The 25,199-nt window shown below is 68.9% G+C and carries 19 protein-coding genes, 2 pseudogenes and 1 riboswitch; of the genes and pseudogenes, 13 read left to right on the plus strand and 8 right to left on the minus strand.

Annotated features, from left to right (window positions below; genetic code table 11):
• Positions 1 to 24 precede the first annotated feature (24 nt).
• Positions 25 to 139, minus strand: a riboswitch (SAM riboswitch).
• 240 nt (positions 140 to 379) lie between these two features.
• Together WMF27_RS06445 and WMF27_RS06450 are read left to right on the plus strand one after the other, a co-directional pair.
• Positions 380 to 463 (plus strand): annotated as a pseudogene (locus tag WMF27_RS06445) (gamma-glutamyltransferase); the annotation flags it as partial.
• A 24-nt stretch (positions 464 to 487) separates the two neighbouring features.
• Positions 488 to 1,012 (plus strand): AAA family ATPase, encoded by a 525-nt coding sequence (locus WMF27_RS06450; RefSeq protein WP_437761125.1) that lies wholly within the window; start codon positions 488 to 490, stop codon positions 1,010 to 1,012.
• Positions 1,013 to 1,133: 121 nt separating this feature from the next.
• On the opposite strand, the gene WMF27_RS06455 is transcribed toward WMF27_RS06450, so the two are convergent.
• Positions 1,134 to 1,829 (minus strand): TetR/AcrR family transcriptional regulator, encoded by a 696-nt coding sequence (locus tag WMF27_RS06455; RefSeq protein ID WP_437761124.1) that lies wholly within the window; start codon positions 1,827 to 1,829, stop codon positions 1,134 to 1,136.
• Positions 1,830 to 1,922: 93 nt separating this feature from the next.
• On the opposite strand from WMF27_RS06455, the pseudogene WMF27_RS06460 reads away from it, so the two are divergent.
• A pseudogene (locus WMF27_RS06460) lies at positions 1,923 to 2,576 on the plus strand (FAD-dependent oxidoreductase); the annotation flags it as partial.
• 5 nt (positions 2,577 to 2,581) lie between these two features.
• Here WMF27_RS06460 and WMF27_RS06465 read toward each other — a convergent pair.
• Both WMF27_RS06465 and WMF27_RS06470 read right to left on the minus strand, forming a co-directional pair.
• On the minus strand, positions 2,582 to 4,363 hold the full coding sequence (locus WMF27_RS06465) for a hypothetical protein (RefSeq protein ID WP_437761123.1): 1,782 nt from the start codon (positions 4,361 to 4,363) through the stop codon (positions 2,582 to 2,584).
• A 357-nt stretch (positions 4,364 to 4,720) separates the two neighbouring features.
• Positions 4,721 to 5,389, minus strand: a complete 669-nt coding sequence (locus WMF27_RS06470) for a TetR/AcrR family transcriptional regulator (protein ID WP_437761122.1) — start codon at positions 5,387 to 5,389, stop codon at positions 4,721 to 4,723.
• A 26-nt stretch (positions 5,390 to 5,415) separates the two neighbouring features.
• On the opposite strand from WMF27_RS06470, the gene WMF27_RS06475 reads away from it, so the two are divergent.
• From WMF27_RS06475 to WMF27_RS06485, 3 genes are all read left to right on the plus strand, one after another.
• A complete protein-coding gene (locus tag WMF27_RS06475; RefSeq protein WP_437761121.1) occupies positions 5,416 to 6,852 on the plus strand; it encodes an FAD-dependent monooxygenase in 1,437 nt (478 codons plus the stop codon).
• A 180-nt stretch (positions 6,853 to 7,032) separates the two neighbouring features.
• The gene (locus WMF27_RS06480; protein WP_437761120.1) at positions 7,033 to 8,679 is read left to right on the plus strand and encodes a bifunctional metallophosphatase/5'-nucleotidase; all 1,647 of its coding nucleotides are present in this window, start codon (positions 7,033 to 7,035) and stop codon (positions 8,677 to 8,679) included.
• A 127-nt stretch (positions 8,680 to 8,806) separates the two neighbouring features.
• Positions 8,807 to 9,985, plus strand: coding sequence for a hypothetical protein (locus WMF27_RS06485; protein ID WP_437761119.1), 1,179 nt, complete (start codon positions 8,807 to 8,809; stop codon positions 9,983 to 9,985).
• A 10-nt stretch (positions 9,986 to 9,995) separates the two neighbouring features.
• On the opposite strand, the gene WMF27_RS06490 is transcribed toward WMF27_RS06485, so the two are convergent.
• Entirely contained in the window at positions 9,996 to 10,709 is a 714-nt protein-coding gene (locus WMF27_RS06490) for a DUF3455 domain-containing protein (RefSeq protein WP_437761118.1), read from the minus strand.
• Positions 10,710 to 10,937: 228 nt separating this feature from the next.
• Here WMF27_RS06490 and WMF27_RS06495 point away from each other — a divergent pair, with 228 nt between their 5' ends.
• Complete coding sequence (locus WMF27_RS06495; protein ID WP_437943941.1) at positions 10,938 to 13,274, plus strand: FG-GAP repeat domain-containing protein; 2,337 nt, start codon at positions 10,938 to 10,940, stop codon at positions 13,272 to 13,274.
• A gap of 63 nt (positions 13,275 to 13,337) precedes the next feature.
• Here the strand turns inward: WMF27_RS06495 and WMF27_RS06500 are convergent, their stop codons facing one another.
• From WMF27_RS06500 to WMF27_RS06510, 3 genes are all read right to left on the minus strand, one after another.
• The gene (locus tag WMF27_RS06500; protein WP_437761116.1) at positions 13,338 to 13,955 is read right to left on the minus strand and encodes a YncE family protein; all 618 of its coding nucleotides are present in this window, start codon (positions 13,953 to 13,955) and stop codon (positions 13,338 to 13,340) included.
• A gap of 76 nt (positions 13,956 to 14,031) precedes the next feature.
• The gene (locus WMF27_RS06505) at positions 14,032 to 14,703 is read right to left on the minus strand and encodes a bifunctional 4-hydroxy-2-oxoglutarate aldolase/2-dehydro-3-deoxy-phosphogluconate aldolase (protein ID WP_437761115.1); all 672 of its coding nucleotides are present in this window, start codon (positions 14,701 to 14,703) and stop codon (positions 14,032 to 14,034) included.
• Positions 14,700 to 15,788, minus strand: coding sequence for a PfkB family carbohydrate kinase (locus WMF27_RS06510; RefSeq protein ID WP_437761114.1), 1,089 nt, complete (start codon positions 15,786 to 15,788; stop codon positions 14,700 to 14,702). The genes WMF27_RS06505 and WMF27_RS06510 overlap by 4 nt, the downstream gene beginning before the upstream one ends.
• Before the next feature lie 951 nt (positions 15,789 to 16,739).
• Between WMF27_RS06510 and WMF27_RS06515 the strand changes: the two genes are divergently transcribed.
• The 5 genes from WMF27_RS06515 to WMF27_RS06535 all read left to right on the plus strand — a co-directional run bounded on the left by WMF27_RS06515 (position 16,740) and on the right by WMF27_RS06535 (position 21,592).
• A complete protein-coding gene (locus WMF27_RS06515; RefSeq protein WP_437761113.1) occupies positions 16,740 to 17,723 on the plus strand; it encodes an amidohydrolase family protein in 984 nt (327 codons plus the stop codon).
• 195 nt (positions 17,724 to 17,918) lie between these two features.
• Positions 17,919 to 18,932 (plus strand): zinc-binding alcohol dehydrogenase family protein, encoded by a 1,014-nt coding sequence (locus WMF27_RS06520; RefSeq protein ID WP_437761112.1) that lies wholly within the window; start codon positions 17,919 to 17,921, stop codon positions 18,930 to 18,932.
• 38 nt (positions 18,933 to 18,970) lie between these two features.
• Positions 18,971 to 19,099, plus strand: a complete 129-nt coding sequence (locus WMF27_RS06525; protein ID WP_437761111.1) for a hypothetical protein — start codon at positions 18,971 to 18,973, stop codon at positions 19,097 to 19,099.
• A gap of 17 nt (positions 19,100 to 19,116) precedes the next feature.
• Complete coding sequence (locus tag WMF27_RS06530) at positions 19,117 to 20,247, plus strand: mannitol dehydrogenase family protein (RefSeq protein ID WP_437761110.1); 1,131 nt, start codon at positions 19,117 to 19,119, stop codon at positions 20,245 to 20,247.
• Between the two features lie 31 nt (positions 20,248 to 20,278).
• On the plus strand, positions 20,279 to 21,592 hold the full coding sequence (locus tag WMF27_RS06535) for an MFS transporter (protein ID WP_437761109.1): 1,314 nt from the start codon (positions 20,279 to 20,281) through the stop codon (positions 21,590 to 21,592).
• A 97-nt stretch (positions 21,593 to 21,689) separates the two neighbouring features.
• Here WMF27_RS06535 and WMF27_RS06540 read toward each other — a convergent pair whose 3' ends face one another.
• Complete coding sequence (locus tag WMF27_RS06540; RefSeq protein WP_437761108.1) at positions 21,690 to 23,177, minus strand: UxaA family hydrolase; 1,488 nt, start codon at positions 23,175 to 23,177, stop codon at positions 21,690 to 21,692.
• A gap of 614 nt (positions 23,178 to 23,791) precedes the next feature.
• On the opposite strand from WMF27_RS06540, the gene WMF27_RS06545 reads away from it, so the two are divergent.
• Positions 23,792 to 25,090, plus strand: coding sequence for an extracellular catalytic domain type 1 short-chain-length polyhydroxyalkanoate depolymerase (locus tag WMF27_RS06545; protein ID WP_437943945.1), 1,299 nt, complete (start codon positions 23,792 to 23,794; stop codon positions 25,088 to 25,090).
• Positions 25,091 to 25,199: the final 109 nt, after the last annotated feature.

The raw sequence follows: 25,199 nt of genomic DNA on the forward strand, positions 1-25,199 counted from the left end.
GTCCAGGGGACTCCGGGCGACCAGAGTCCGCGCTTGCCCGCCGCACATGCGGCCGGCCAGGTCGTCACCCGGGACACCCCACCGCGGATCGGAGGGTTGTCGGCCAGCGAGCCGGGGCTACGCGCTGGCGCTCATGACCTGCCGAACCATTACCGCGTTGGCCGCCTCGTGGCAAGGACCGGCTCGACCTCACGGACGCCCGCTCGGCTGCGAGCGCCGGTACGGTGGATGCATTGTGAATCTCCGGGGCAAGGCGATGCCGCACATGGCGGCTCCTCGACAGGGCCCTCACGGCCGACTCTGCCGCATGAGGCGGGGTGCGACCGCGAGCCGTCCGTCCTCCAGCGCACCCCGAGAGAACCCATAGCGAGGGGGGAACGCCGTCGACGCCGCGGTCGCCGCGGCGGGCGTGCTCGGCGTGACGGACCCGTTCTCCTGCGGTATCGGCGGCGGCGGCTTCATGCTCGTGTACCGGTCCATCCTGAGCATGACCTTCGAGCTCATCCGCCAGCTCGCCGCCACGTACGGCGGGGACGCCATCTTCGACGCGAAAGACCCCACAAAAATCATCGTCCCCGGCGTCGTCCTCATCGATGAGATCGATGCCCACCTACACCCCACCTGGCAGCGACGCGTCGGGCGCTGGTTTCGCGAGCACTTCCCCAGGATCCAGTTCATCGTCACCACCCACAGCCCGCTCATCTGCCAGGCCGCCAAGCCCGGAAGCGTCTTCCGCCTGCCGAGACCTGGCAGCGAAGAAAAAGCTGGGATGGTCACGGGTACCGAGCTCGATCGCCTCCTCTACGGCAACGTGCTCGACGCCTATGGAACAGGCGCTTTCGGTGATGTCGTCACGCGATCCCCCGAGGCCCTGGAGCTTCTCGAACGGCTCGCCACGTTGAACCAGAAGGAGCTTGCCGAGGGCCTCTCGGCGAAGGAGAAGAAGGAGCAAAGGAAGCTTCGGACCATGCTCCCCACGGCGGCTGGCGAGGGGTCGGAGGACGACGAGTGATACGCCTCCCTAAACGAGTGCTCCCCAAAGCGGCGCGGGAAGAGCTCCGCGAGTACCCCGAGGCCGTGTTCGTGTGGTCGAGGTCTCACCGACCCGCGCCTTGCATCGCGACGTCCGCGGCTCACTCCGAGCCCGCGATCCCGGCGAGGATCAGGTCGATCCCGGCGAGGAACTCCTTGCGGTCGTCGTGGCCGGGGAGGTGGGCGGCGACGCTTCGCGTGAACGGGTACTCACGGGCGTCGAGCTCGCGCCAGCGCGCCGCTGCCGCCTCGAGGAAGTCGACGCGGTTCGTCGACGGCGCGAGCTCGCGGCGCGCGAACTGGCTCGCCGTGGCGTTCTGGGCGCTCACCCCGATGACGTAGCTGAGCAGCGTCGACGCCGCGGTGAACTGGGCCCTCCCGCGAACGCCCAGCGCCTCGACCTGGCGGCCGAGGCGCTCGTAGATCCGCAGCATCGCCGTCTCCCACGGAGCGCGTGAGAGCTGCGCACCCACCCACGGGTGCGCCTCGATCGCGTCGAACACGCCGAGCGCGACGCGGTGGATCGCCTCGCGCGGCCTGGTCGAGCCGCGCACTTCGCCCATCGTGCGCGCGACCACGGCGTCGGCCGCGGCGGTGAGGAGCTCGCTCCTGTTCGTGACGTGCCAGTAGATCGCGCCCGGGCCCGTCGAAAGGCGCGTCGCGAGCGCGCGGAACGTCAGCCCATCCTCACCGTCCGCGTCCAGCAGCGCGATCGCCGCTTCGACGATCCGCTCGCGCGAGAGCGCATCTTCGCGGCGTTTCTCGCGTTCCGGGCCTCGCGTCGCCTTCTTCGCCACGGCTCCATCTTGACAGCTCTGGAGCGGCGTTCCAGGTAATTGTTGGAACGACGTTCCAGGATGAATCCAGGCGGAAGAACGAGAGGAATCAAGATGACTTCCATCACCATCATCGGCGCCGGGCCGGGCGGGCTCACCCTCGCGCGCGTCCTCCACGTCCACGGGATCCGGGCGACCGTGTACGAGGCGGACGGCTCCGCCGAGGCGCGTACGCAGGGCGGGATGCTCGACATCCACGACTACAACGGCCAGCTCGCGCTCGAGGCCGCCGGCCTCCTCGACGAGCTCCGCGGCATCGTCCACGAAGGCGGCGAGGCGATGCGCCTGGTCGATCCGCAGGGCACGGTCCTCCTCGACCAGCCGGACGACGGCACCGGCGTTCGCCCCGAGGTGCTCCGCGGCGACCTCCGGCGCATCCTCCTCGACTCACTCCCGCCTGGCACCGTGCGATGGGGCCGCAAGCTCACGGGCGCGCGCGCGCTCGGCGACGGAAGGCACGAGCTCACCTTCGCGGACGGGTCGACCGTGACCACCGGCCTCGTCGTCGGCGCCGACGGCGCGTGGTCGAAGATCCGGCCGCTCCTCTCCGACGCGAAGCCCGAATACGTCGGCACCTCCTACATCGAGACGTACCTGCTCGACGCCGACGCGCGGCATTCCGCCAGCGCCAGGCTCGTCGGCGGGGGCGCGCTCTACGCGCTCACGCCCGGCAAGGGCATCATCACCCACCGCGAGGCGAACGGCGTCCACCCTCACGGGAGCGCGTCGCGCTTCCTGAACCACTTGGAGAGGTAGCGCTCTTCGAGGTCGATGAAGGCGTCGCGCATCATGGCCTCGTAGACGATGGCCTCGAGGATCCCGGGGCGCGGGGCGGGGGTCTGCTGTTGAATGAGCCCGGCCGGGACCCGCCGCGCGATCTTGTAGCTCGTGAGCAGCGGCTCCGCGTCTCCGGGCAAGATGAACTCCGTCTTGAAGAAGAACTTGAGCCCCATGATGATGATCTGCGGCTTCTTGCTGGCATGGGCGATCCCGGACGACTCGACGCGATAGGTCACCACGAGGGAGGGGGAGGTCACGGTGAGCTGCTCCTCGGCGGCGCCCTCGAAGGGCGGGCCCGGCTCGAAGGTGACGAGCTCCGGCTCGAACCCCCGCGCGAGCGCCTCCACCAGGGCCGCCGCGGTCCGCTTCTCCTGGGGATCGAGGCGGGTCGCATCCACGTAGCGCGTCGGCAGGGACGCGGCGCCGCTGAACATCGGGATCTTCCGAACGATGTCGTCGGCGCGCTCCAGGTCCTGCGACGGAAGCCGCCGGAAGCGGACCTGGACGGCCGGGCCGCGGAGGCCCTCCGGCGTGCTCCTGGGCCCCACGCGCTCCGCGTAGGCGAGGAGCCGCCGCACGAAGTCCGCGTTCTGCTCGCTCCCTTCGGGCATCTCGCCCTTGTACCGATCGAGCGCGCGCGCATAGAGCGCGTGCCTGGCGTCGTTGAACGCCTTGTCCAGGCCGTGCTTCGGGTAGCGCTCCGCGAACGCCAGCAGCGCCGCGAGCGTACCCACCTCGCGCGCCCGCTCGAGCTCCGCGGCGAGCGCCGCGCGGCGGGCCGCGGCGACCTCGGCCTGGATGCCCGTCCTGGGGTAGGCGCGGGCGAAGTCGTCGATCGCCTCCACCGAGCCCTTCGCCACCGCGAGGCGCAGCTCGGCCCGCGGCAGAAGCACCTGCGAGACGACCTCCGCGTGGTCGCGGCCCCGCGCGATGTAGCTCTGGTACGCGGCCACGTCGTCGCGCGCCCGCGCCGCGGCGTACATCCGAGCGTCGCTCATCCGGTTGCGGAGGAAGAAGAGCCCCAGGCCGAGGGCCACGCCGACCGCGGCCGCGAGGAGCCATGCATAGCTTCGCCACCCGGGGACCTCGCGCGAGAGCGGGATCGGCGACGCGAACGGGCTCTCGATGGCAGGCGGCTCGAACGGATCGAGCCGGCGCAGCTCCGCGGCGTCGGGCTTCGCCCTCATGCGGCTGCACGCGGCTTCGACCTCCCGGATCACGTCGTCCGAGCGCGACGGGTCCTCGAGGGGAAATGCGTGCTGCGTGCCGCCGAACGTGAGGACCACGGCGCCCCGAGGGCCCGCCGAGACGCGCGAGAGCTCCGCGAGCGAGAAGACCCGGAGCCTGTGGTCGCGCGCGTCGATTAGGTTCGCGGGGAAGACGAACAGGCCGGGCGTGAACGGCAGCGTGATGAGGTCCGCGTTGTAGGCGAGCGCCCGGAGCACGCCGATGACGGTGGTCGCGGCGAGCAGCACGTACGCGGCGGCCGCCGACGTCGGGTGGAGCGCGAGAACGCTGTTGACGTCGCCCAGGCCGGCCGCACAGAGCGCCGCCAGCAGGAGGCCCGACGCGGCGCTGACCGCGAGCCAGGCCACGATGGTGCGCCGAGTCCCGAACCGGCTGACGATCGGCGCCGGCGCGAACCGCCCGCGGAACGCCTCGATCACGCCGTCCTGGATGGTACGCGGAAGCTCGTAGAAATTGATCTCGTTCATCGCGCTGCTCCCACTCGGCGCCGGAGCTCGGCGCCCTTCCACGTATCGACCTGCCGATCGACTTTAATGCATTTCGCCCCGGGCTCCGAGTCCGGAGATGGCAACTCCTTGCAGCAGGAGCGTGCGGCGATGCGTCGACTTCTGCTCCTCTGGCACTTATGCAGTCTCGCCGGCGCCGGCGCTGCGGTGGGCTGCGGCGACGACGAGCCCCGGAGGGACGGCTCGAGCGCCCAGCGCCAAGGGCATGACGCTGATGCTTGGCGGGAGGCTTACAGGATCTCGAGCTCGCCGAAGCGGGGGAGGCGAGCGCCGCGAGGACCGGAGTGGTGGGGCAGCGGGCTCCTGGGTCGAGATGGGTCATCCGGTCGTCTGCCAGCTCGAGCCCGCCGCCATTCCGAGGAGGGCCGCAAAGCCGCGATCGATCAGCGCGATGAACGCAGCGTTCGCCTTCTTCGCAGAGCCTCCGCGCTCGAACACGCGGATCGCTTCGCCGTACGCCGTGCGCCACGTCAGCACGACCATGCCGGCGACGAGCCGGGCGAGGCCATCGGGCGTTGGACCAGCGAGCTCGACCGCGAGCCCCTCGACCACCTCGTCCCCGATTTCGCGGAGTCGCGCCTTGAGCGACGGGCTCGCCGCAACGACGCGCCACCAGCCGACCGTCTGGCCGTCGATGCGAGCGAACGGATGCTTCTGCTCGCACAGCCTGTCGACGAGGCGGCGGAGCGCGTCGATCGGCGGCTGCCCTTGCGGCCTCCCGCGGATTGCCTCGCGCAGGAGCAGCTTCACCTCGTCCTCGCGATCCAGGAAGAGGTCCTCCTTGCGCGCGAAGTAGTTGAACACCGTCATCTTGGAGACATTCGCGGCGGCGGCGATCTCTTCGACCGTCACCGCGTCGAAGCCGCGCGCGAAGAACATCGCCGTCGCGACGTCGGAGATCCGCTGCCTGGTCTCGCGCTTCTTGCTTTCACGGAGCTCGCCCATGGATCGAATAATAGACCGAGATAAAAATTTTATCTTGCACAAAATTGTACCTGGTATAATTTCAGGTCATGATTCACGACGCGATCATCGTGGGCGCTGGCCCGGTCGGGCTCTTCCTCTCGATCGAGCTCGCGACCGCGGGCGTGGCGCCGCTCGTGCTGGAGCGGCTCGCGGAGCCCGACCGCACGATCAAGGCCGCCGGGGTCGGCGCGGTGGCCGCCGAGGCGCTGGAGCGACGCGGGCTCGCGGGTGCGCTCGACGACGAGCGCCGCGCCACCATGGCGCTGATGATGCCGGCGCTCAAGGCGCGCTTCGGACCTGGACCGATGAAGAGGCCGGGAGGCCATTTCTCTGGACTGTTCTTGATCGACCCGAGCCTCCAGCGCGACCCGGAGCGCCACATGCGCCCCGTGCCGCAAGAGGCGCTCGAGAGGATCCTGATCGCGCGCGCGACGGAGCTCGGGATCGAGATCCGCCGCGGCGTCACGGTGGAAGGCTTCGAGCGGGACGACGACGCCGTGACCGTGCAGACGAGCGCGGGCCCGCTGAGCGCGAAGTACCTCGTCGGCTGCGACGGCGGCCGGAGCCGCGTCCGCAAGCTCGCCGGCTTCGAGTTCCCCGGCACGGATCCGACCATCACCGGCTATCAAGCCGTCGTCGAGCTCGACGCGCCCGAGAAGCTCGCGGCGGGCTGGCACCGAACGCCGCGCGGCCTCGTCGCGTCCGGACCGATGCCGGGGCGCGTCTTCACGGCGGAGTTCAACGGGCCGCCGCCCAACAGGGATGCGCCGATCACGCAAGCCGAGGTCGAGGCGGCGATCCAGCGCGTGAGCGGCACCGACGTCAAGATCCTGTCGATGACGATGGCGACGCGCTGGACCGACAACGCGCGGCAAGCAACGACCTACCGGATGGGTCGCGTCCTCCTCGCCGGTGACGCCGCGCACGTCCACTCGCCCTTCGGCGGCCAGGGCTTGAACCTCGGCCTCGTCGACGCCGCGAACCTCGGCTTCAAGCTCGCCGCGGCGGTGAACGGGCGCGAGCATCTCCTCGACTCGTACACCGCCGAGCGCCATCCCGTCGCTGCGCGCGTCCTCGAGAATACCCGCGCGCAGGTCGCGCTCATGCGACCTGACCCGCTCACGAGCGCGCTCCGCGCCATCGTGAGCGACCTGATGCAGCTGCCCGAAGGCAACCGCTACTTCGGCGAGATGCTCACGGGCGTCGGTGTTCGTTACGACCTCGGTGACGACGACCCGCTCGTCGGCACGCTCGCGAAGGACCGGCTCCTCACGCTCGAAGGCGGCAGCGAAGAGCGGCTCTATGTGCTGATGGAGAAGGGCGGCGGCCTCTTCATCTCGCCTTCGGAACGGTCACTCCCGCAAGACGTGCACCATGCACGCACCAAGGACGGCCCGTCGATGCTCGTCCGACCCGACGGCTGCATCGCGTGGACAGACGCGTCGTCGACGTCGCTCGACGACGCGCTCGCGCGCTGGTTCTGATTCGGAGCGACGCGCCCGTCGCCGCGCGGCCGCCACGATGGCTCGGCGGATCGAGCTCGGGCAGGCGGCTCAATGACCCTGCGACGTGGCAGAGTCCGAGCCCGCCTCCAGGGCCACACGCATCGCCTTCATCTGGTTTTTCGTACCGGCGACACCCGGCCTGGCCTATCGTTCTCGACCATGCGCCCGTTGGCCCTGCTCTTCGGCTCGTGCACCGTCCTGCTTCCTCTCGCTTGCGGCCCTGCGCAGCCGCAGGGGGGGCCGGGAGCCCCGCTGAAGCCCCCGGGCGCCCGGGCGGAGGCGGGCGCAGCGGACCCCGCGAGCGAGACGCCTCCGCGCGCCGTGAAGCCGCGAGGCGACGTCACCGTCACGCTGCTCTACACGACGGACGAACACGGCTGGATGGAGGGTTTGTCCGAGGGCGGCGTGAGCCGCGGAGGCGCGGCCGAGCTGCTCGGGAGGCTCGTGAAGTATGAAGGGCACTGCCCAGGGCCTGTTCCCGCGGGCATCGACGCGGCAGGGGCGCTCACGCCCGCCGCGCCCGAGGATTGCACCTCGCCGCGCACGCTCCTCCTCTCGGGCGGCGACAATTTCACCGGCCCCGCCATCTCGACGTATTTCAACGGCGTGTCCATGGCGAGCGCGATGGGTCGCATGGGTTATGCCGCATCGGCGTTCGGCAATCACGAGTTCGATTTCGGCGTGCCTCAATTTTCGAAGCTCCGTGACCTCGCCCGGTTGCATTACCTCGCGGCGAACGTGAAGATCGACGACGCGAAGCTCGCGAACGAGCTCGCCATCCGGCGTTACGAGGTCTTCGAGCGCAAGGGCGTGAAGATCGGCGTCGTGGGGCTCGCCGCAGCAGACACGCTGAAGGCCGCGATGGCCGAGCGCTTTCGAGGGATCACGTTCGAGCCCACCGAGGCCTCGCTCGACAGAGCGATCCACGAAGCGCGGGAGACGGGAGCGGCCGACGTCGTCGTCGTGACCGCGCACGAATGCCCCGACGATCTCGTGCCCATCGTGGCGAGACACCCGGAGTGGCAGCTCGCGTTCGTCGGAGGGGGCCATTGCCACAGGAAGATCGACGCGCGCGCGGGCGACACGCCCGTCGTCTCCCCCGGCTGGCGCCTGCACCAGTACGCCCGCGTCGCCATCACCATCAACCCCGACAATCCCCCGCGGGCTCGCGTCGTCACGATCAGCCATTCCCTCGTCGACGTGGCCGCCGATCCGCAAGCCCCGGCGGATCCTGCGCTCGCGCGGCTCGTCACGGCGTGGAAAGCGAAGGTCGACAGCGCGCTCGGGAAGGTGATCGGCTATTCGGAGGGAGGGATCGACCCGGAGGAGGCCGTCGGCAAGATCGTGAGCGACGCCTGGCTCCACGAGGTGGGCGGCGACGTGGCGATCATGAACCGAGGCGGCGTGCGACAGACCATTCCACGGGGGCCGATCTCGCACGCGACCATCTGGAGCGTGCTCCCGTTCGACAACCGCCTCGTGAAGGTGTCTATCGACGGCGCGTCGCTCGCGAAGGACCTCGAGGCGACGTCGTTCATCATCTCCGGCGCGAAGAGGGCGCCGAACGGAAGGTGGTCGGTGGGCGGCAAGCCGATGGATCCGAAGAAGCGCTACACGGTCATCATCAGCGATTTCATGTACGGGGGTGGTGACGGCGCCGTGTTCGCAGCGCAAGATCCGAAGGCCGTGGGGACGGGGCTCTCGTGGCGAGATCCGGTGATCGCGTGGATCGAAAAGAAGAAGAGCGCGGAAGGGCGGCCGCTCGAGAAGAAGCTCGACGAGAGGCCGGCGGGCCAGCAGAGATGATCGATCGGACCTATCGGGGACACGCTGGAGGCGCGGAGCAGGTGCTGGTGCTCCCTCTCGCGACCGTGGGCGGAGCGCCGAACGAGCCGTTCAAATCGCGCGGACGTCGGGGTATGCTGTTGCCGGGATGCCGAGGGATCCGTCCGGTCGCGCCGCAAGGGCAGCGCTCAGCGCGAGCTCGCTCGCCGCTGCGCTCGTCTGTTGCCGGGGTGAGGCGCTCGCGCAACCGGCGGCCGATCCTCTCCCGGAAGAGCCGGCGCCTGTGGCGCAGGGGCCGGGCCGGGCGCCGGGGCTCCGGGGCGGGGCGCCGCTGTTCCACCTCGGCGCGCGCGACAACGCGCTTCGCACGAGCCGGTTCGGCTGGACCACCAGCGCCACCACCGACGTCTTCGGCCTCGACGGCGGGCCTTACAGCGAGGACGGCGAGTACGCCGGCATGACCTTCTCGCTCGTTCCCCGCTACTCGTTCGTGAGCACGAAGGAACACTGGGCCTGGGTGGGCACCGACATCGCCCTGAACGTACCCCTGTCAGACGGCGATGTCCCCGGAGGGGCCCCCGTCACCCTGGCGGACCTTCCCCTCCAGGCCGCGTACACCTACACGATCTTCCAGGACGACAAGGGCCTCGCCCTGCTCGCCGGGCCTCGGCTCGGCGTCGCGCTCCCGACGTCGCCGGCGAGCCGGTACACCGGAGTCTACGCGCGCACGCGGCTCGGGCTCGGTGTGCTCGCGAATCTCCCCCTGCTCGATGAAGCGTGGCTGAACGGCGTCTTCTTCTCGGCCGGCGGCGTATGGGAGCACCTGTTCTCGCAGGCCACCACGCCCGTGAACGGCGACCCTGTCAGACCTCGTACGTCCCCGTCGGGCGAGGTGCAGCTCGACGATCGGCTCTCGGGGGACTTCCTGCTGCGCGATCAGCTCTCCATGCGGATGAGCTTCTGGGTCAACCTCTGGGGCGATCTATCGCTCGGCAACACGTGGGGGCTCGTGGCCCGATTCCGTGATGTGCCGTCCGACGAAGGCTGTGTGCAGACCGTGCTGACGTGCGTGCCCGTGGAGTCGCGCGGCTCGTCGGCGACGACCGGCACCACGTTCGAGGTGTCGCTGAGCTACCCGGCCGAGGACATCGCATGGTTCGAGCTCGGCTACGACAACACCGCGCCCAGCCTGGGGGAAGACGGACAGCATCGCTCCGTATTCTACAGCCCTGGTGCGCAGCTGTACCTCTCGATGGCCCTGTTCCTCGATAGCCTCTATGCGAGGGCGACAACCCCGTCTGCAAAGCAGCTGACCGCTGCGCGCTGAGTCGGCTAGCTCACGGGTTCGCGTAGAAGTAGTAGGTCGCGCTGTAGTCGATGCGCGCCTCGGCGCCATCGTGCGCCTTGTCGCAGCCGTCTGCCGGAGCTTTGCCGCCCACGGTCTGAACGCGCTGAATCCACGCGACGTGGCTGAGCACGCCTTGCCCCTCGGTCGACTTGATCTCCAGGAGCAGCCAGGGGATCGCGGTGGTGTCGGGGGCATCGACCTTGGCCTTCATGGCACCAACGATCTTGCTGCCGTCCGCCGCTTCCCACGTCGGGCCGCCGTAATGCTTGCCCAGCGTCTTTCCTGCCTCGTCCGTCAGCGTCGCGTCCGGGGCTTTGAGCGTCCATTCGAATTTCGCCTTGGGCTCCTTCTTCTTTCCGCACACGTAGATCTGCGCGCCCCTGGCGTTCGCCTTCAAGACGAGATTGGCCGCGCTCGGCGCCTTGATGGCATCGGGGGTTTCGGGGGGCGCTAGCTTGGGGACGCTCGCAGTCGCCGCGGGCTCGGCCGCGGGCGTCGTTGGCAAAGGCGCCGGTGCCGGCGGCGCGGGCGCGACGGGCGCGGGAGCTTCGGCGCTCGCGAGCGGTTCGCTCGGCGGCGGGCTCGAGGCGCTCGGCGTCGATCCCGCGCAGCCACAACCAACGACGATGAGCCCAATCGCATAACGCGCATTCATGATGAATTCCTCTCTGATCGCGGCGACACAGGGGGCCAGGAAATCCAAACGCGATCCGAAAGTCAATCCCCTCGTGGTGGCCGTCCCACCGTACAGACACGCTGTAGGCGCTGACGCAAATTTCTTGACAAATAAGAATGGATTTGCGCGGACTATTTTCCCAATCGCGGCTCATTGCAAGGTGATATCCAAATGCGCACACACGGCGGAGTTCTGGCATCGGCGTTCGTCATCTTCTGCAGCTATGCGTGCGGGGACGTTCCATCCGATCCGCCCGTGGGTCAGGGCGGCGCCGGGGGGCTCGGCGGTCAAGGTGGCGCGGGTGGCGTTGGCGGTACAGGCGGCACGGGCGGGAGCGGCGGTGCAGACGGTGCAGGCGGCACGGGCGGGAGCGGCGGCGCCGGCGGCACGGGCGGGAGCGGCGGCGCAGACGGTGCAGGCGGCACGGGCGGGAGCGGCGGCACCGGCGGCACGGGCGGGAGCGGCGGCCAGGATGGCGCAGGCGGAGCAGGTGGGGGCGCGCCTCAGGCCGCGGAGACGATCGATTTTGATGTCGTCAGGTTCTATGCGACCGGATCGAGCTATGTAGGCACCCCATTCGTGCTCGCGGACCTCAATGGCGATGGACGTGCCGACGGCGCGCTGGCGCTGCGCAGCGCGAACAGGGTCTCGGTGCTCCTCGCCGATGGCAAGGGTGGGTTTCTTCCTCGGACAGAGCACGTCGTGAATGGCGCGCATGACGTCGCCGTGGGCGACGTGAACGGCGACATGAACCAGGATCTGGTCGTCACGCTCCTGAGCGCCGACGCCGGCGTCCGCGTCCTGCTCGGCAACGGTGACGGCACGTTCCAGGCCCCGATCTCGAGCCCGGGGGCGGACTACGTCTCGCCCGTCCTCGCCGACGTGAACGGTGATGGGAAGCTCGACGTCGTGGCGAGCCGCAATGGCAATAGCATCACGATCCTGGCGGGGGACGGCGCGGGCGCGTTCACGACGTCGAGCACGCTCACCGGGACCACGAACTGTCGCTTCATCACGCTGGCCGACCTCGATAGCGACGGCGTGCGCGACATCGTCGGTTATGACACGGAGGTCTCCACGCCGGTCGTGAGCGTGCGCTTCGGCCAGGCCGGCGGCGCCTTCGGCCCCGTGACGAAGACCACGATCTCCGCGCAAGACGGCGTGCCGGTCGGCAGCGCGGCCGATCTGGCGATCGGCGACCTCGACGCCGACGGCAACCCCGATATCGCTGCCGTGGATACGAAGGGAATGACCCTCTTGATGGGTAGCCCGTCGGGCGCGCTCTCGGCGACCAGGCGCGTCCCGGCCGGCCTCGCGCCGAGCGGCGTCGTCCTCGGCGACTGGGACAGCGACGGAAGACAAGACATCGCGGTGGAGAGCACGGACGACTCGATGCTCAGCGTCTTCCGGGGTGACGGGCTCGGGGGGCTCGAGCCGCGGGTGACCTATTTCACTGGACAACGTGGCTCGCGCGTCCGGTCAGGAGACCTCGACGGGGACGGCAAAGCGGATCTCGTCATGTCGACGAGCGGCCTCCTTGTCGCGCGAGGTCGCGGAGATGGGACGTTCCACGCAGCTCCGGCGCTCCTCGGGGGCAAGGGCGCGAGCGGCGCGGCGCTCGGCGATTGGAATGAAGACGGCAAGGCCGACGTGGTCGTCGCGTATGCCGGTGGCCAGTCGCTCTCGCTCTTTGCCGGAAGAGGGAGCGGCGCGTTCGATATGCCCGTGACCCTGCCTGCCAGCGGCGTGGATCCGGAGCAGGTCGTCGCGTGGGACGTGAACGGCGACGGGCACCTCGATGTCGTGTTCGGCACCGACGCGGCGGGAAAGGTCGGTGTGCTCCTCGGTGACGGCGCAGGCTCGTTCGGCCCCGTGGCGCTCCACGAGGGCGGGAGGAAGATCGCGCTCGCCGACATGAATGGAGACGGCGCCGCCGATATCGCCGCGACCACCTTCGACAACGTGCGCGTGCTCCTCAATGACAGGGCTGGCGGGTTCCTGCCGCCGATCGCGTATCCCGCGGGGATGAACATCCTGGATGTGGCGGCTCGCGATTTCAATGGAGACGAGAGGACGGATCTGGTGACGGCGAACTACGACAGCGATGACATTCGGCTCCTCCTCGGCAACGGAGACGGCACGTTCGAGGCGGCCGCGAGCCTCCCGGTGGGCAGCTCCGCGTGGACCGTCGCGCCCGCCGATTTCACGGGCGACGGTGTGCTCGATATAGCTTTCGCGACGGTGGGCAGCGCGAGCGTCGTCGGCGTGCTGCCCGGCCAGCCACGGGGGATGTTCGGCGCGCCCATCACCATGCCGGTCTACTTCCCCCTCGAGACGGCGCTCAGCACGGCGGATTTCGACTCCGATACGCGGCCCGATATCTTCGTCGCGCTCGGCGGCGGTGGGACGGTGGGTGTGTTTCGCGGCAAGGGCGACGGCACGTTCGACTCCGCGCTCATGTACCAGAGCGTCTTCACCAGGGCGCTCGCGATCGGAGACGTGAACGCCGACCAGAGGCCGGACGTGCTCGTCGTCTCCACCCCGGTCCAGCAGGACGGGAGCGTGAACGTCTTCGTCAATATCTCTCATTAGGCCATCTCAGGGCAGCATGGTCGCCGTCGTCGCCGCGCGCCTGTGCAGACTTTCGGCTCGGCGTCAGCGAGGCGAAGAACGCAGGATGAGCAGGCGGCCGTCCGCCTTCCCAGCTGCGCCAGCGTCGTCGAACTCGGTGAGGAGCAGCGTCTCTCCGTATCGCATTGCGGCGCGCGGCGACCTCACGCCCTCGGGGGCGGCGAGGATCGCGCGGAGGGTCAGGTCCTCCGGGTCGAGCAGCCACGTGCGACCAGATTGGCCCACGGCGATGACCTCGTCTCCCATCTGAAGGAGCACGGAGACGGGCTCGCCGAGCGCGACCTCGTGCGTGGCTCTGCCGCTCGCCGGATCCAGACGGACGACCCCGGAGCGCACATCCGTGAACACCGCGCCCGGGCCGGCGGCGATGTGCTGGTGGAGGTCGCCGATGTGGAGATCGTCGCGCGGCTCCAGCGAGGTCTGGTCGACGACGCTCACGTCTCCGTTGCCGTGCGCTACCCAGATCCGGCCGTGCCCGACGGCGAGCGCGAAGGCGTCCCGGCTGAGCGCGGGCGAGCGGCGTTGAGCTCCCGTGGCCGGATCGATCCGCACGACCGAGGAGTCCGCCGAGCTCCCCTTGCTCCAGAGCAGCACCCAGAGCGCGTCGTCCGCGACCACCATGTCCTCGGGGGAGTCGGGCAAGCGCGCCAGCGCGCGGGCACGCCAGGAACGCCTTGTCGACGGTGAGCTGCCGAGCACCGCCCGCCGGAGCTGTTCTCTACGTCCGCGCGCTGTTCTCGAGCTCTGCACGCGCGGCGCTGACCACGGACATGAACTCGCGCGCGCGCTCCGTGAGGACCTCGTCCTTGCCCGCCGCGAGCGCCGCGGCGTCCACGAGCTCGCCGCCGACCCCGAGCGCCACGGCGCCGGCCTCGATGAAATCCCTGGCTGTCGTCAGGTTGACCCCGCCGGTCGGCATCATCTTCACCTCCGGGAGCGGCGCGCGCAGGGCGCGCAGGTACTTCGCGCCCCCCATCGCGGAGCACGGGAACAGCTTCACCGTGTCGGCGCCGGCGTTCCACGCGGTGATCACCTCGGTCGGCGTGAGCGCCCCCGGGAAGACCGCCTTCCCGAGATCGTGCGCCGCGCGGATGACCTCCAGGTCGAGCCCCGGGCTCACGATGAACTCGGCGCCGGCCTCGATGCACCTGCGGGCCGCGTCCGCGGTGAGCACGGTGCCCGCGCCGACGAGGACGTGGTCCCTCATCCGCGAGGCGATCTCGCGCATGACGGACAGGGCGTCGGGGACGGTCATCGTGATCTCGATGACCTCGATGCCGCCCGCGCACAGCGCGCGAGCGGCCCGCACGGCGAGCTCTCCGCTCGGCGCGCGCACGACGGGGACGATGCCGATCTCCTCGATGCGACGGACGATTTGCTCCCTGTTCATCGCTCGATCCTCGCGCCGGCTCCGCTCATGGCCCTCCGCACCTCGGCGAGCGACGCCATCGAGGTGTCCCCCGGGGTCGACATCGCCAGCGCGCCGTGCGCGACGCCGCACTCGATCGCCCACTGCGGGCTCTGCTCGGTCAAGAGGCCATAGATGATCCCCGAAGCGAACGAGTCGCCGCCGCCCACGCGGTCCAGGATCTCGATGTCTCGCTGCGGGACCTCGTGGAACTCGCCCTCGTAGTACAGGATGCCACCCCAGCCGTTCACGCTGGCGGTCTTGGCCGTCCGGAGGCTCGTGGCGACGACCGAGATGTTGGGGTACGCCGCGACGACCTCGGAGATCATCCGGCGGAAGCCGCTCGTGTCGAGCTGGCTGTAGCTGCTGTCCACGCCGGACACCTCGAAGCCGAGGCCCGCGACGAAGTCCTCCTCGTTGCCGAACACGCAGTCGACGTACGGCATGAGGGCGCGATTGACCTCGCGCGCCCGCCGCTGGCCGCCGAAGTTCTTCCACAGCGAGGGCCGGTAGTTGAGGTCGTAGGAGATCCGCACGTCCTGCGCGCGCGCGACCTCCATGGCCTCGTGCGCCACGCCGGCCGTGGTCTCCGAGAGAGCGCAGAAGATACCGCCGGTGTGGAACCAGCGCGCGCCGCGCTCGCCGAAGAGGGTCTCCCACGGCACGTCGCCGGGCCTGAGCTTGGACGCCGCGCTGTGGCCGCGGTCCGAGCAGCCGGCAGCGGCGCGGGGCCCGAAGCCGCGCTCGGTGAAGTTGAGGCCGTTGCGCACGTCCCGGCCCACGCCGTCGTAGTCGACCCAGCGCAGGAAGGACGTGTCGACCCCGCCCTGGAGCATCAGATCCTCGATGAGGCGCCCGACGGCGTTGTCCGCGAGCGCCGTGACGATGGCGGTGCGGAGCCCGAAGCAGCGCCGGAGCCCCCGCGCCACGTTGTACTCTCCCCCGCCCTCCCCGACGTCGAACGTCCGCGCTGTGTGGACGCGGCGCTCACCCGGGTCGAGGCGCAGCATCACCTCGCCGAGGCTCACCTGGTCCCACTGGCAACCTGTTGCACTGCGAATCTGCATATTCTTCTCCTCGACAACTCATCCAGCCGCCGTCCTCGTCCGAGTGCTGGGCGGCCGACGACCTGCGGATCCGCCCCGCGTCGTTCACGAGGATGTCGAGGCGACCGAGCTCTGCCCCGCAGGCTGTGGAGTGAACGCCGCCCCTTCGATGCATGGACGAGTTATTGAACTAGCGGGCTGTTTGACAAGGCGTTCAACACAGTCTCCGATGCCCCACGCCGTGCGCGTGGCAAGCGAGCCGGCAGCGTGCGGCGCAGCGCTGCGACGATGCTGGAAAACTTATCGAACAGTTCTCCAGCGTCGCTTCTCCAGGGTTGGTGATCGATCCCGATCCCAGGGAGGAAGGGCCGCCGCGTATGATGGCCTGCTCAGGGGGAGAGCGAAAAGAAACCCCAAGACAAATTGTGAGCGTTCACATTACGGGTGTCAACGAAAAAGGATCGGCGTGAGGTCACCCTCGATCCCGATGGGCGCGCAGCGGCGGCCGGCCACGGCGCCCATGACCCAAGGTCGAGGAGATGGCGGGTCGCCGCCGCCGCGCCGTCGTGTTGGCCGACGGCGACCACCGGGACCGAATCGTCCAGCCCGCCCGCGACAGCGGTGATCCCAGGTGCTCTCTACCGAGATGAGCCCTTGACCGGAGGCAAGCGGATTGGAAATTGGAATCTACATCGAACATAACCGCGGTCCGGTGCCTGCCTCTCTTGCCGCGGCGCTCCGGAGGAGACTTGCCCGCCACCCGAGTCCGAGCTTGGCCTCAGGGGCGAAATGGTGTTGACATCGCTCATGTGAACGTTCACATTGAGGCCTCCTTATTCTGCTTTGCCATGAGGGGGTCGTCATGCGCAGCGACACCTCCGCTATCGGGATCGCGTTCGGCACCGACTCCAAAAAGACTCCACCATGAAAATACTCACGAGTATTCCGGCGAGTTTCGCCAAGTTGTGCCTGATGATGACGCTCTCGCCGCTCGCGGCGTGTGCGTCGTCTTCCGCGACCACGACGACGCCGCCCGAGACGGCGGGCGGCACGAGCAAAGCGGCGGCCCCGCTGGCCGTGCCGGCGAAGCAGCGTGGTCCGATCCTCGACACGCACATCCATCTCTACCAGGTCACGCGTCCGGGCGGCGTCGTCTGGCCGGAAGCCAAGCAGAAGCCGATTTACCGCGACGTGTCGCCCCCGGAGTATGAAGCCATCGCGAAGCAGAATGGCATCATCGGCACCGGCATCGTCGAAGCCAGCCCCGTCGTCGACGACAACTTCAAGGTCCTCGAGACGACGAAGGGCAACGACTTCTTCAAGTTCCTCGTCGCGCAGCTCGAGATCGGCTCGCCGAGCTTCAGCGCCGATCTGGCGCGCCTCGTCGCGGACCCGCGCGTGGTCGGCATTCGCGGGTTCCTCTGGAGCCCGAAGCTGGCGCTCGACGCCAAGCAACTCGCCTCGCTGGAGGAGCTCGCGGCCAAGGGCATGACCCTCGACATCATCAGCCGCGGCACCCTGAACCCGAAGGACAGGGTCGAGGCGCTCGCGACCGCGGTGCCCAAGCTCCGTATCATCATCGATCACCTGGCGGGCGCGAAGGGGCCGACGCCGGATCCGGCTTGGGTCGATGCGATGCAGCGGCTGGCCAGGCACCCGAACATCTACATCAAGTTCTCGTCGTTCTTCGACATGTACAACCCGGCCGCCACCGAGGACGATCCCTGGAAGGCGCCGACCGACCTCGCGGCGTACAAGGCGCACTTCGACGTGCTGATGAAGGCCTTCGGCGAAGACCGGCTGATCTGGGGCAGCAACTGGCCCGTGGTCGATATGGGTGGCAGCCTCGCTTCGGAGATCGAGATCGCCGAGCTCTACCTCAAGGAGTTTGGTCAGGAAGCACGTGACAAGGTCATGTACAAGAATGCGCAGAAGTTCTACGCGCGTCACCCCTGAACAGCGGCGTCCCGAGCGCCACGGGGAAGGCGGCGCCTGCCGCCCCGCTCACGGATCGTAGAGCAACGCCACGCCGCTTCGGCTACGGCCATTCGACATGGCGCTCTGTTCTTTAGCAGAACGAAGCGGCCCCGGCTGCGGAGCGCGCCGTGAAAGCCGCGAGTGAACGAAGTCGCTCAGCGAGGCAATGACAGCATGAAAGCCCTGACGATCACCGGTCCGTCGGTTGCACAGGTGAGCCAGATCCGCGAGCCCAAACCGGCGCACGATGAGGTGTTGATCCGCGTGCAACGGGTCGGTTTGTGCGGTTCCGACTTGAACACGTTCTTGGGCAAGAACCCGATGGTGACGTACCCTCGGGTGCTGGGGCACGAGGTGGCCGGCACGATCGTGGAGCTCGGCTCGGGCGTCGAGGCGGACTGGCGCGTCGGTACCGACGTCACGTTCACGCCGTACACGGCGTGCGGCGGGTGTCCCTCGTGCCGCGCGGGACGGCGCAACGCCTGCCGCGACAACAAGACCATGGGCGTACAGCGCGACGGCGCGCTGACCGAGCTCGTGGCCGTGCCGTACCAGAAGCTCTTCACGTCACGGAAGTTGAGCCTCACGGAGCTCGCGCTCGTCGAGCCGTTCTCGGTAGGCTTTCACGCGGCGGCGCGGGGGCGCGTCGAGGCCGATGAGACCGTGCTGGTGATGGGCTGCGGCGGCGTGGGGCTCGGGGCTGTCGCCGGCGCGGTGAGCCGCGGCGCGCGCGTGATCGCGCTCGACACGCAGGACGAGAAGTTCGCGCTCGCCCGGGCGCTCGGCGCGCGAGAGGCGGTGCTCGGGAACGCCGATGCACGCCAGCGCGTGATGGACCTGACGAACGGCGACGGGCCGGATGTCGTGATCGAAGCCGTGGGCGCGACCGCGACTTACCGCAACGCGGTGGATTGGGTGAAATTTTGCGGCCGAGTCGTGTACATCGGATACGGCAAAGAGCCGGTGAGCTACGAGACCAGGCTGTTCGTGATGAAGGAGCTCGACATCCTCGGCTCGCGCAACTGCCTGAACGAGTTCTCGGACGTGATCGCCTTCTTCGAGCGACGCACGTTCGACCCGAACATTCTGATTTCGAGGTCGATCCCCATCGAAGGCGTGCCCGAGGCGCTCGCCGACTGGGCTGCCCACCCCGGTCGAACCTCCAAGATCATGGTGGGTATGTCGTGAGTGTGCGCGATTCGGCGCCTTCACTGAAGGGATTTCGGATGAAGACGATCCATCAGTTTCTGCGGATGAAGAGCCTGCTCTCGAAGCACGATCCCGAGTCGACCGTGTCGCCGAGCGCGACCGGGAGCCTCGCGCACACGAGCCTCGCGTGGGTACGCGCCCGCTGAGCCGCCGGAGCACCGACATGGGCAATCCGATTCTTCAGTTCGGCACGAGCCGGTTCCTGCAGGCTCACGCGGACCTCTTCATCTCGGAGGCGCTCGGCGCCGGCCGCGCGCTCGGGACCATCACCGTGGTGCAGACCACGTCGAACCCCGAGAGCCGCGCGCGCATCGACGCGCTGCGCGCGCAGGGGCGTCACCCCGTGCGGATCCGCGGGCTGCGCCGCGAAGAGGTCGTCGATGCGACGATCGAATGCAGCTCGATCACGGAAGCGCTTGACGCGAACACCGATTGGCCGCTCGTGCGCGAGCGCTTCGCGAAGGATGCGCGCGTCGTGATCTCGAACACGAGCGACAGCGGATACGTCTGCTTGCCCGAGGACACGGCGACATTGCTCGCGCCCGGCGCGGGCGTGCCGCGCGGGTTCGCCGCGAAGCTCGTCATCCTGCTGCGCGCACGCTTCGAGGCGGGCGCCGCGCCGCTCACGCTGCTGCCTTGCGAGCTCGTCTCGAACAACGGTGACACGCTGCGTGCGCTCGTCGCCGGCGTGGCGCGCCAATGGGGCGCCGATGCCGCGTTCCTGCGCTACATCGAGCACACGTGCATCTGGGTGAACTCGCTCGTCGACCGGATCGTCTCGGAGCCGATCCGCCCCGTCGGCGCGATCGCCGAGCCCTACGCGCTCTGGGCGATCGAGCGGCGCGAGGGGATGGTGCTGCCGTGCCAGCATGAAGCGATGATCGTGACGGACGACCTGCTCCATTACGAACGCTTGAAGCTGCTGTTGCTGAACCTCGGGCACACCTACCTCGCCGAGCGCTGGCGGTTGGACGGGCGCCCCGCGGACGAGAACACGCTGCGCGCGATGCGCGATCCGGCCTTGCGCGCCGATCTCGAGGCGCTCTGGCGCGACGAGGTGGTGCCCGTCTTCGATGCGCTCGGCAAGGGTGCTGCCGCGCGCGCCTACCTCGACGAGGTGCGCCAGCGCTTCCAGAACCCGTTCCTCGATCACCGGCTCTCCGATATCGCGCGCAACCATGGCGAGAAGAAGCGACGCCGCTTCGGGCCCGTGATCGAGCTCGCGCGCGAGCTCGGCCTGAACCTCGATCAGCCCCGGCTGCACGCGGCTCTTTGCACGGCCGTGCCCGCATGAGCAGGTGAGGCTGCCCAAAGGAGACATGCAGATGAGAAAGATGCGTTGGGTCGTGCTCTTCCTGTGCTTTCTCGCCGTCGCCGTCAACTACATCGATCGCGCCAATCTGGCGGTCGCGGCGCCCCAGATCGAGAAGGAGCTCGGCATCGGCCCCGCCCAGATGGGGTTCATCATGAGCGGCTTCTTCTGGACCTACGCGCTCATGCAGATGCCGTTCGGCTGGTTCGTCGACCGTGTGGGCGCGCGCATCGCGCTGCCGATCGCCGTCGGCTGGTGGTCGCTCTTCACCGCGGCGACCGCCGGCGCGTCGAGCGTCGCGGCCATGTTCGGCTACCGGTTGCTGCTCGGCGTGGGCGAGGCCGGCGCCTACCCGGCCTGCGCCAAGCTCGTGAGCCAGTGGTTCAAGCCGCGCGAGCGCGCGCTCGCGACGGGCATCTTCGACAGCGGTGCGCGCGTCGGCTCGGCGCTGTCGATTCCCCTCGTCGCGCTCATCATCGACTCGCTCGGATGGAAGGCGGCCTTCGTCATCACGGGCCTGTTCGGCGCGGTGTGGATCCTCGGCTGGGTCGTCATCTACCGCAGCCCCGCGCATGGCGACATGACGGGCGAGCAGGACGTCGTCCACGCAGCGCCCGCCGAGGACGCGCAGAACAACGTGACGTGGGCGTCGCTCTTCCGCCATCGCACGCTCTGGGGCATGATGCTCGGCTTCTTCTGCCTCAACTTCACCAACTACTTCTTCATCACGTGGTTCCCGAGCTACCTCGTGCAGACGCGCGGCTTCTCGCTCAAGTCGCTCGGCACGCTCGGCATGATCCCCGCGCTGATGGCGATTCCGGGCGGCTGGATCGGCGGCTTCGTCTCCGACGCGCTCTATCGCCGTGGCTGGAGCCTCACCGCCGCACGCAAGACCTGCATGGTCGGCGGCATGCTGGTGTCGTCGGCGATCACGCTGTCGGCATTGACCTCCAACATCTATCTGATGCTCGCCTTCTTCGGCATCTCCTACGCGAGCCTCGCGTTCGCCGGCGCCAGCATCTGGTCCCTTCCCGGCGACGTCGCGCCCACGCCGCGCCATGTGGCTTCGATCAGCGGCATCCAGAACTTTGCGTCGAACCTGGCCGGCATCGTCATCACGACGTTCACCGGCGTGATGCTCTCGCTGACCAAGGGATCGTTCACGATCCCGCTCGTCGTGGCGGGCGGCTTCTGCCTGCTCGGCGCGTTCAGCTACCTCGTCATCGTCGGCAAGATCGAGCCGCTCCAGGCCAGGTCGGCGCCGGTTGCCGCGAGGTACCCCAGCCTGGATATTGACCGAGATAGTTCGCCTACCAGCGCAGGATGAGGTCGTCCATCCGGTCCGGTGACCGGAGGAGGCCAGGCGGGCCGTTCGACGTGCGGCGGAGCGAGGCGGAGCCCGGCCTCCGACGGGCGCTTTCGGCTCAAAGGGTGACGCCCCGCTTCCAAAGTGCGATCTCGCGCTCGCCGTTCTCCTCGGCGCGGGTTGGACGGCCGGAGGCGGTGGCCAACACCAGGTCCATCAGGGCGTCGGCGGCCGCGTCCATGGATTCGCCCGAGGCGATGCGGCCGGCGTCGAAGTCGATCCAGCGCTGCTTGCGCTGGGCCAGGCTGGAGTTGGTGGCGAGCTTGAGGGTCGGCGCGGGGAAACCGAGGGGCGTGCCCCGGCCGGTGGTGAAGAGGATGACCGTCGCGCCGGCGGCTGCGAGCGCTGTGGACGAGACCGCGTCGTTGCCGGGGGCCTCCAGCAGAGCCACGCCCGGCGTGCCGCGGATCTGCCCACCGTAGTGGACCACCTCGGTCACCGGGGCGCGGCCGGCCTTCTGCACCGCGCCCAGGGACTTCTCCTCCAGCGTCGTGATGCCGCCGGCGATGTTGCCGGGCGAGGGGTTCTCCGACACCGGCTCTCCGTGGGCGATGAAGTAGCTCTTGAAGTTGTTCACCACGCCGACGATGTCCTCATAGACCGCCTCGCTCTCGGCGCGGGTCATGAGCAGGCGCTCGGCGCCGAAGATCTCCGGGATCTCGGTCAGGATGGCCGAGCCACCGGCGGCGCAGACCTTGTCGGCGATGCGGCCCACCAGCGGGTTGGCGGTCAGCCCCGAGAAGCCGTCCGAGCCGCCGCACTTGAGGCCGATCACCAGGTCGGAGACGGGGCAGGGCTCGCGGCGGTCCTGCTCGACGATCCTCACCAGTTCCTCGACGGCCTCGAGGCCCGCCTCGAGCTCGTCCTCGGCCGTCTGGGCGGTGAACGACCGCAGGCGATCGGGATCGAGGTGCGAGGCGCTCCCGAGGAGCGGGCCGAGCTGGTTGTTCTCGCAGCCCAGGCCGATGATCAGCGCTCCGCCCGCGTTCGGGTGGCCGGCCAGGGCCACGGTCATCCGGCGGGTGGCCTCGAGATCACCCCCCAGCTGGGAGCAGCCGAAGGGGTGGGTAAGGGCGTAGACCCCGTCCACCCGGCCCTTGAAGCGTCTGTCCGCCTCGGCGGCCACCTTCTGGGCGGTGCGGGAGACGCAGCCCACCGTCGACAGGATCCAGATCTCGTTGCGGGTGCCCACCCGCCCGTTCTTCCGCCGGTAGCCCATGAAGGTGCGGTTCTCGGTCGCGGGAAGGGGCTCAGGGGTCGTGGGCTCGTAGGCGTAGGTGTCGAGGCCGGAGAGCGCGGTGGCCAGGTTGTGCGTGTGCACGTGGTCGCCCGGCTGGATGTCCACTTTCGCCCGCCCGATTGGCCAGCCGTACTTCCGCACCAGCTCGCCAGCGGCCATCGCGCGCAGCGCCACCTTGTGCCCGGCCGGGATGTCGACGCGGGCGGTGATCGCGTCGGCCACCGAATCCCCTGCGGTTATGCCGCGCACGGCGACGGCCACATCATCTCGGGGATCGATCTGCAACAGGGAGGCTGCCACGCTCATGTCATCGACGGTAACCCGTGTCGTTTGGCGCGGCAAGTCTGCGCGACGCCGCAAGGACGCGTGTCGCGAGGAACCACCATGGCCAGGCCGCTGATACTGCACGAAGACCGCCTGTCTCCGCCCGAGCTTCTGCGGTCATGCGGAGAAGGCGGGCAGGACGCCGGCCCTGGAGCGGGGCGGAGCGGGAGAGAGGGCGAACGAGCGAGGATCGCTCCTCGTGACGCCGCGCTCCAGAGGCGCCCCGCCAGCCTCTTCTCCCTCGGGCTGGAGGACACCGCGGGCCGGTCGATCGGAATTGACGTTGTCTATGTGAGCGTTCACAATAGACCCGACCGGTATCCTTCTGCTTTGCCATGGATGGGTCGTCGTGAACACGGCGATCTTCGTCATCCGATGGATCTCGGCGCCGACTCCGTCCGGAGGGTCTGCTTCGCCATCGTCGGCAAGAGGAAGGCGGATCGCGTACGGGACCTTCTGTCACCTGAGGTGAGCGTGGCGATTCGTCATTGACATCGCCGGCGTCATGTCGTCGCAGCCTTGCTTGATTCGAGAGAGCAAATTTATACACAGGAGAGAACTCCATCATGAGCCGAAATTGGACTGCTTGGGGCGCCTTGCTGGCAGCCATGCTGGGGCCGGTACCCTCCGCGGGAGCGGCGACGTTGCAGCAGATCAACGACTGGAAGGTGAGCGGTCTGCCTGGTGACGTGAGCATGTACGTCTATGTCCCGGATCACGTGGAGCCGAATCCTCCGATTCTGACGCTGGTGCACTACTGCGGCGGGACCGCCAGTGCAGTGTTCGGTCAGGCGCGGGGCGGGGGCATCGTCGACGCGGCGGACGACCATGGCTTCATCATGGTCGTCCCCAGCAGCGGAAGATGCTGGGACGTCGTCTCGGACAAGACTCGCACGCGCGAAGGCGGTGGCGACAGTCACGCCATCAGGCAGATGGTGAAGTACGCGCTCGACACGTACGGAGGCAACGCGGATCGCGTCTATGCGACGGGAGATTCGTCCGGCGGCATGATGACCGAGCTCCTGCTTGCCCTCTACCCGGACGTCTTCAAAGCAGGCGCCGCGTTCGCGGGCATGCCGGCCGGGTGCCGCGCAGCCAACGAATCAGGCAACAACGGCGGATATAGCGGAGCGTGCGCGGGCGGCTCGGTGACCCACACAGCGCAAGAGTGGGGGGACATCGCCCGTACGCTGGCCCCGGGGTATGCGGGACCTCGCCCGCGGCTGCAGCTCTTCCACGGCGACGCGGACACACTCATCAGGTACCCGAACCACACGGAGGCCATCAAGCAATGGACCCATGTTCTGGGCGTGGGCGCGAGCCCGACGTCGACCGATACGGGAGTCCGGCTCGGCAATCACGATGCGACGCGGCAGCGCTGGGAGAATGAGTGCGGCTACGTGGTCCTCGACGCGTTCACCTCGATTGGCGGCGATCACGGCCCCTCCGACGCGTTATTCCCCGCTGAGTACGTCATCCCCTTTCTGGGTCTCGACAAGACCGGGCCGGTCGATCCCGAGATAGAGCAGTGCAGCGGCGGGGCGGCCGGAAGCGGCGGCGCAGGCGGAACCGGTGGAGAGGGTGGGGGCGGCGGACAGGGGCAGAGCGGCATGAGCGGCGGGCCCGCCGGGAGCACGGGGTCGAGCGGCACCGCAGGCGGAAGCGGCACCGCAGGCGGAAGCGGCGCCGCAGGCGGAAGCGGCGCCGCAGGCGGAAGCGGCGGGAGCGGTGGAACGGGTGGCGCCGTCACGGCTGGTGGCCCGGCCGGTAGCGCTGATTCTGGATCGTGCGCGGTCGGCAGGGCCGATTCGAGGGAGTCCGCCGGGACTTCCCTGGTTGCTCTGGCAATTGCACTTTCGACCTTGATCCGTCGTCGGAGGACGGCGGTGGGGTGAACCTGAACCGGGACCACCGAGGGGAGAGCCGCGAACGGTCCGCGCCGATCGATGAGCCCGTGGATTGGAATTGACGCCGGCGCCCGCTGCCACGGCCGGTCGGGGAAGC

Source organism: Sorangium sp. So ce281, from assembly GCF_051527395.1.
Taxonomy (GTDB): Bacteria; Myxococcota_A; Polyangia; order Polyangiales; family Polyangiaceae; genus Sorangium; species Sorangium cellulosum_B.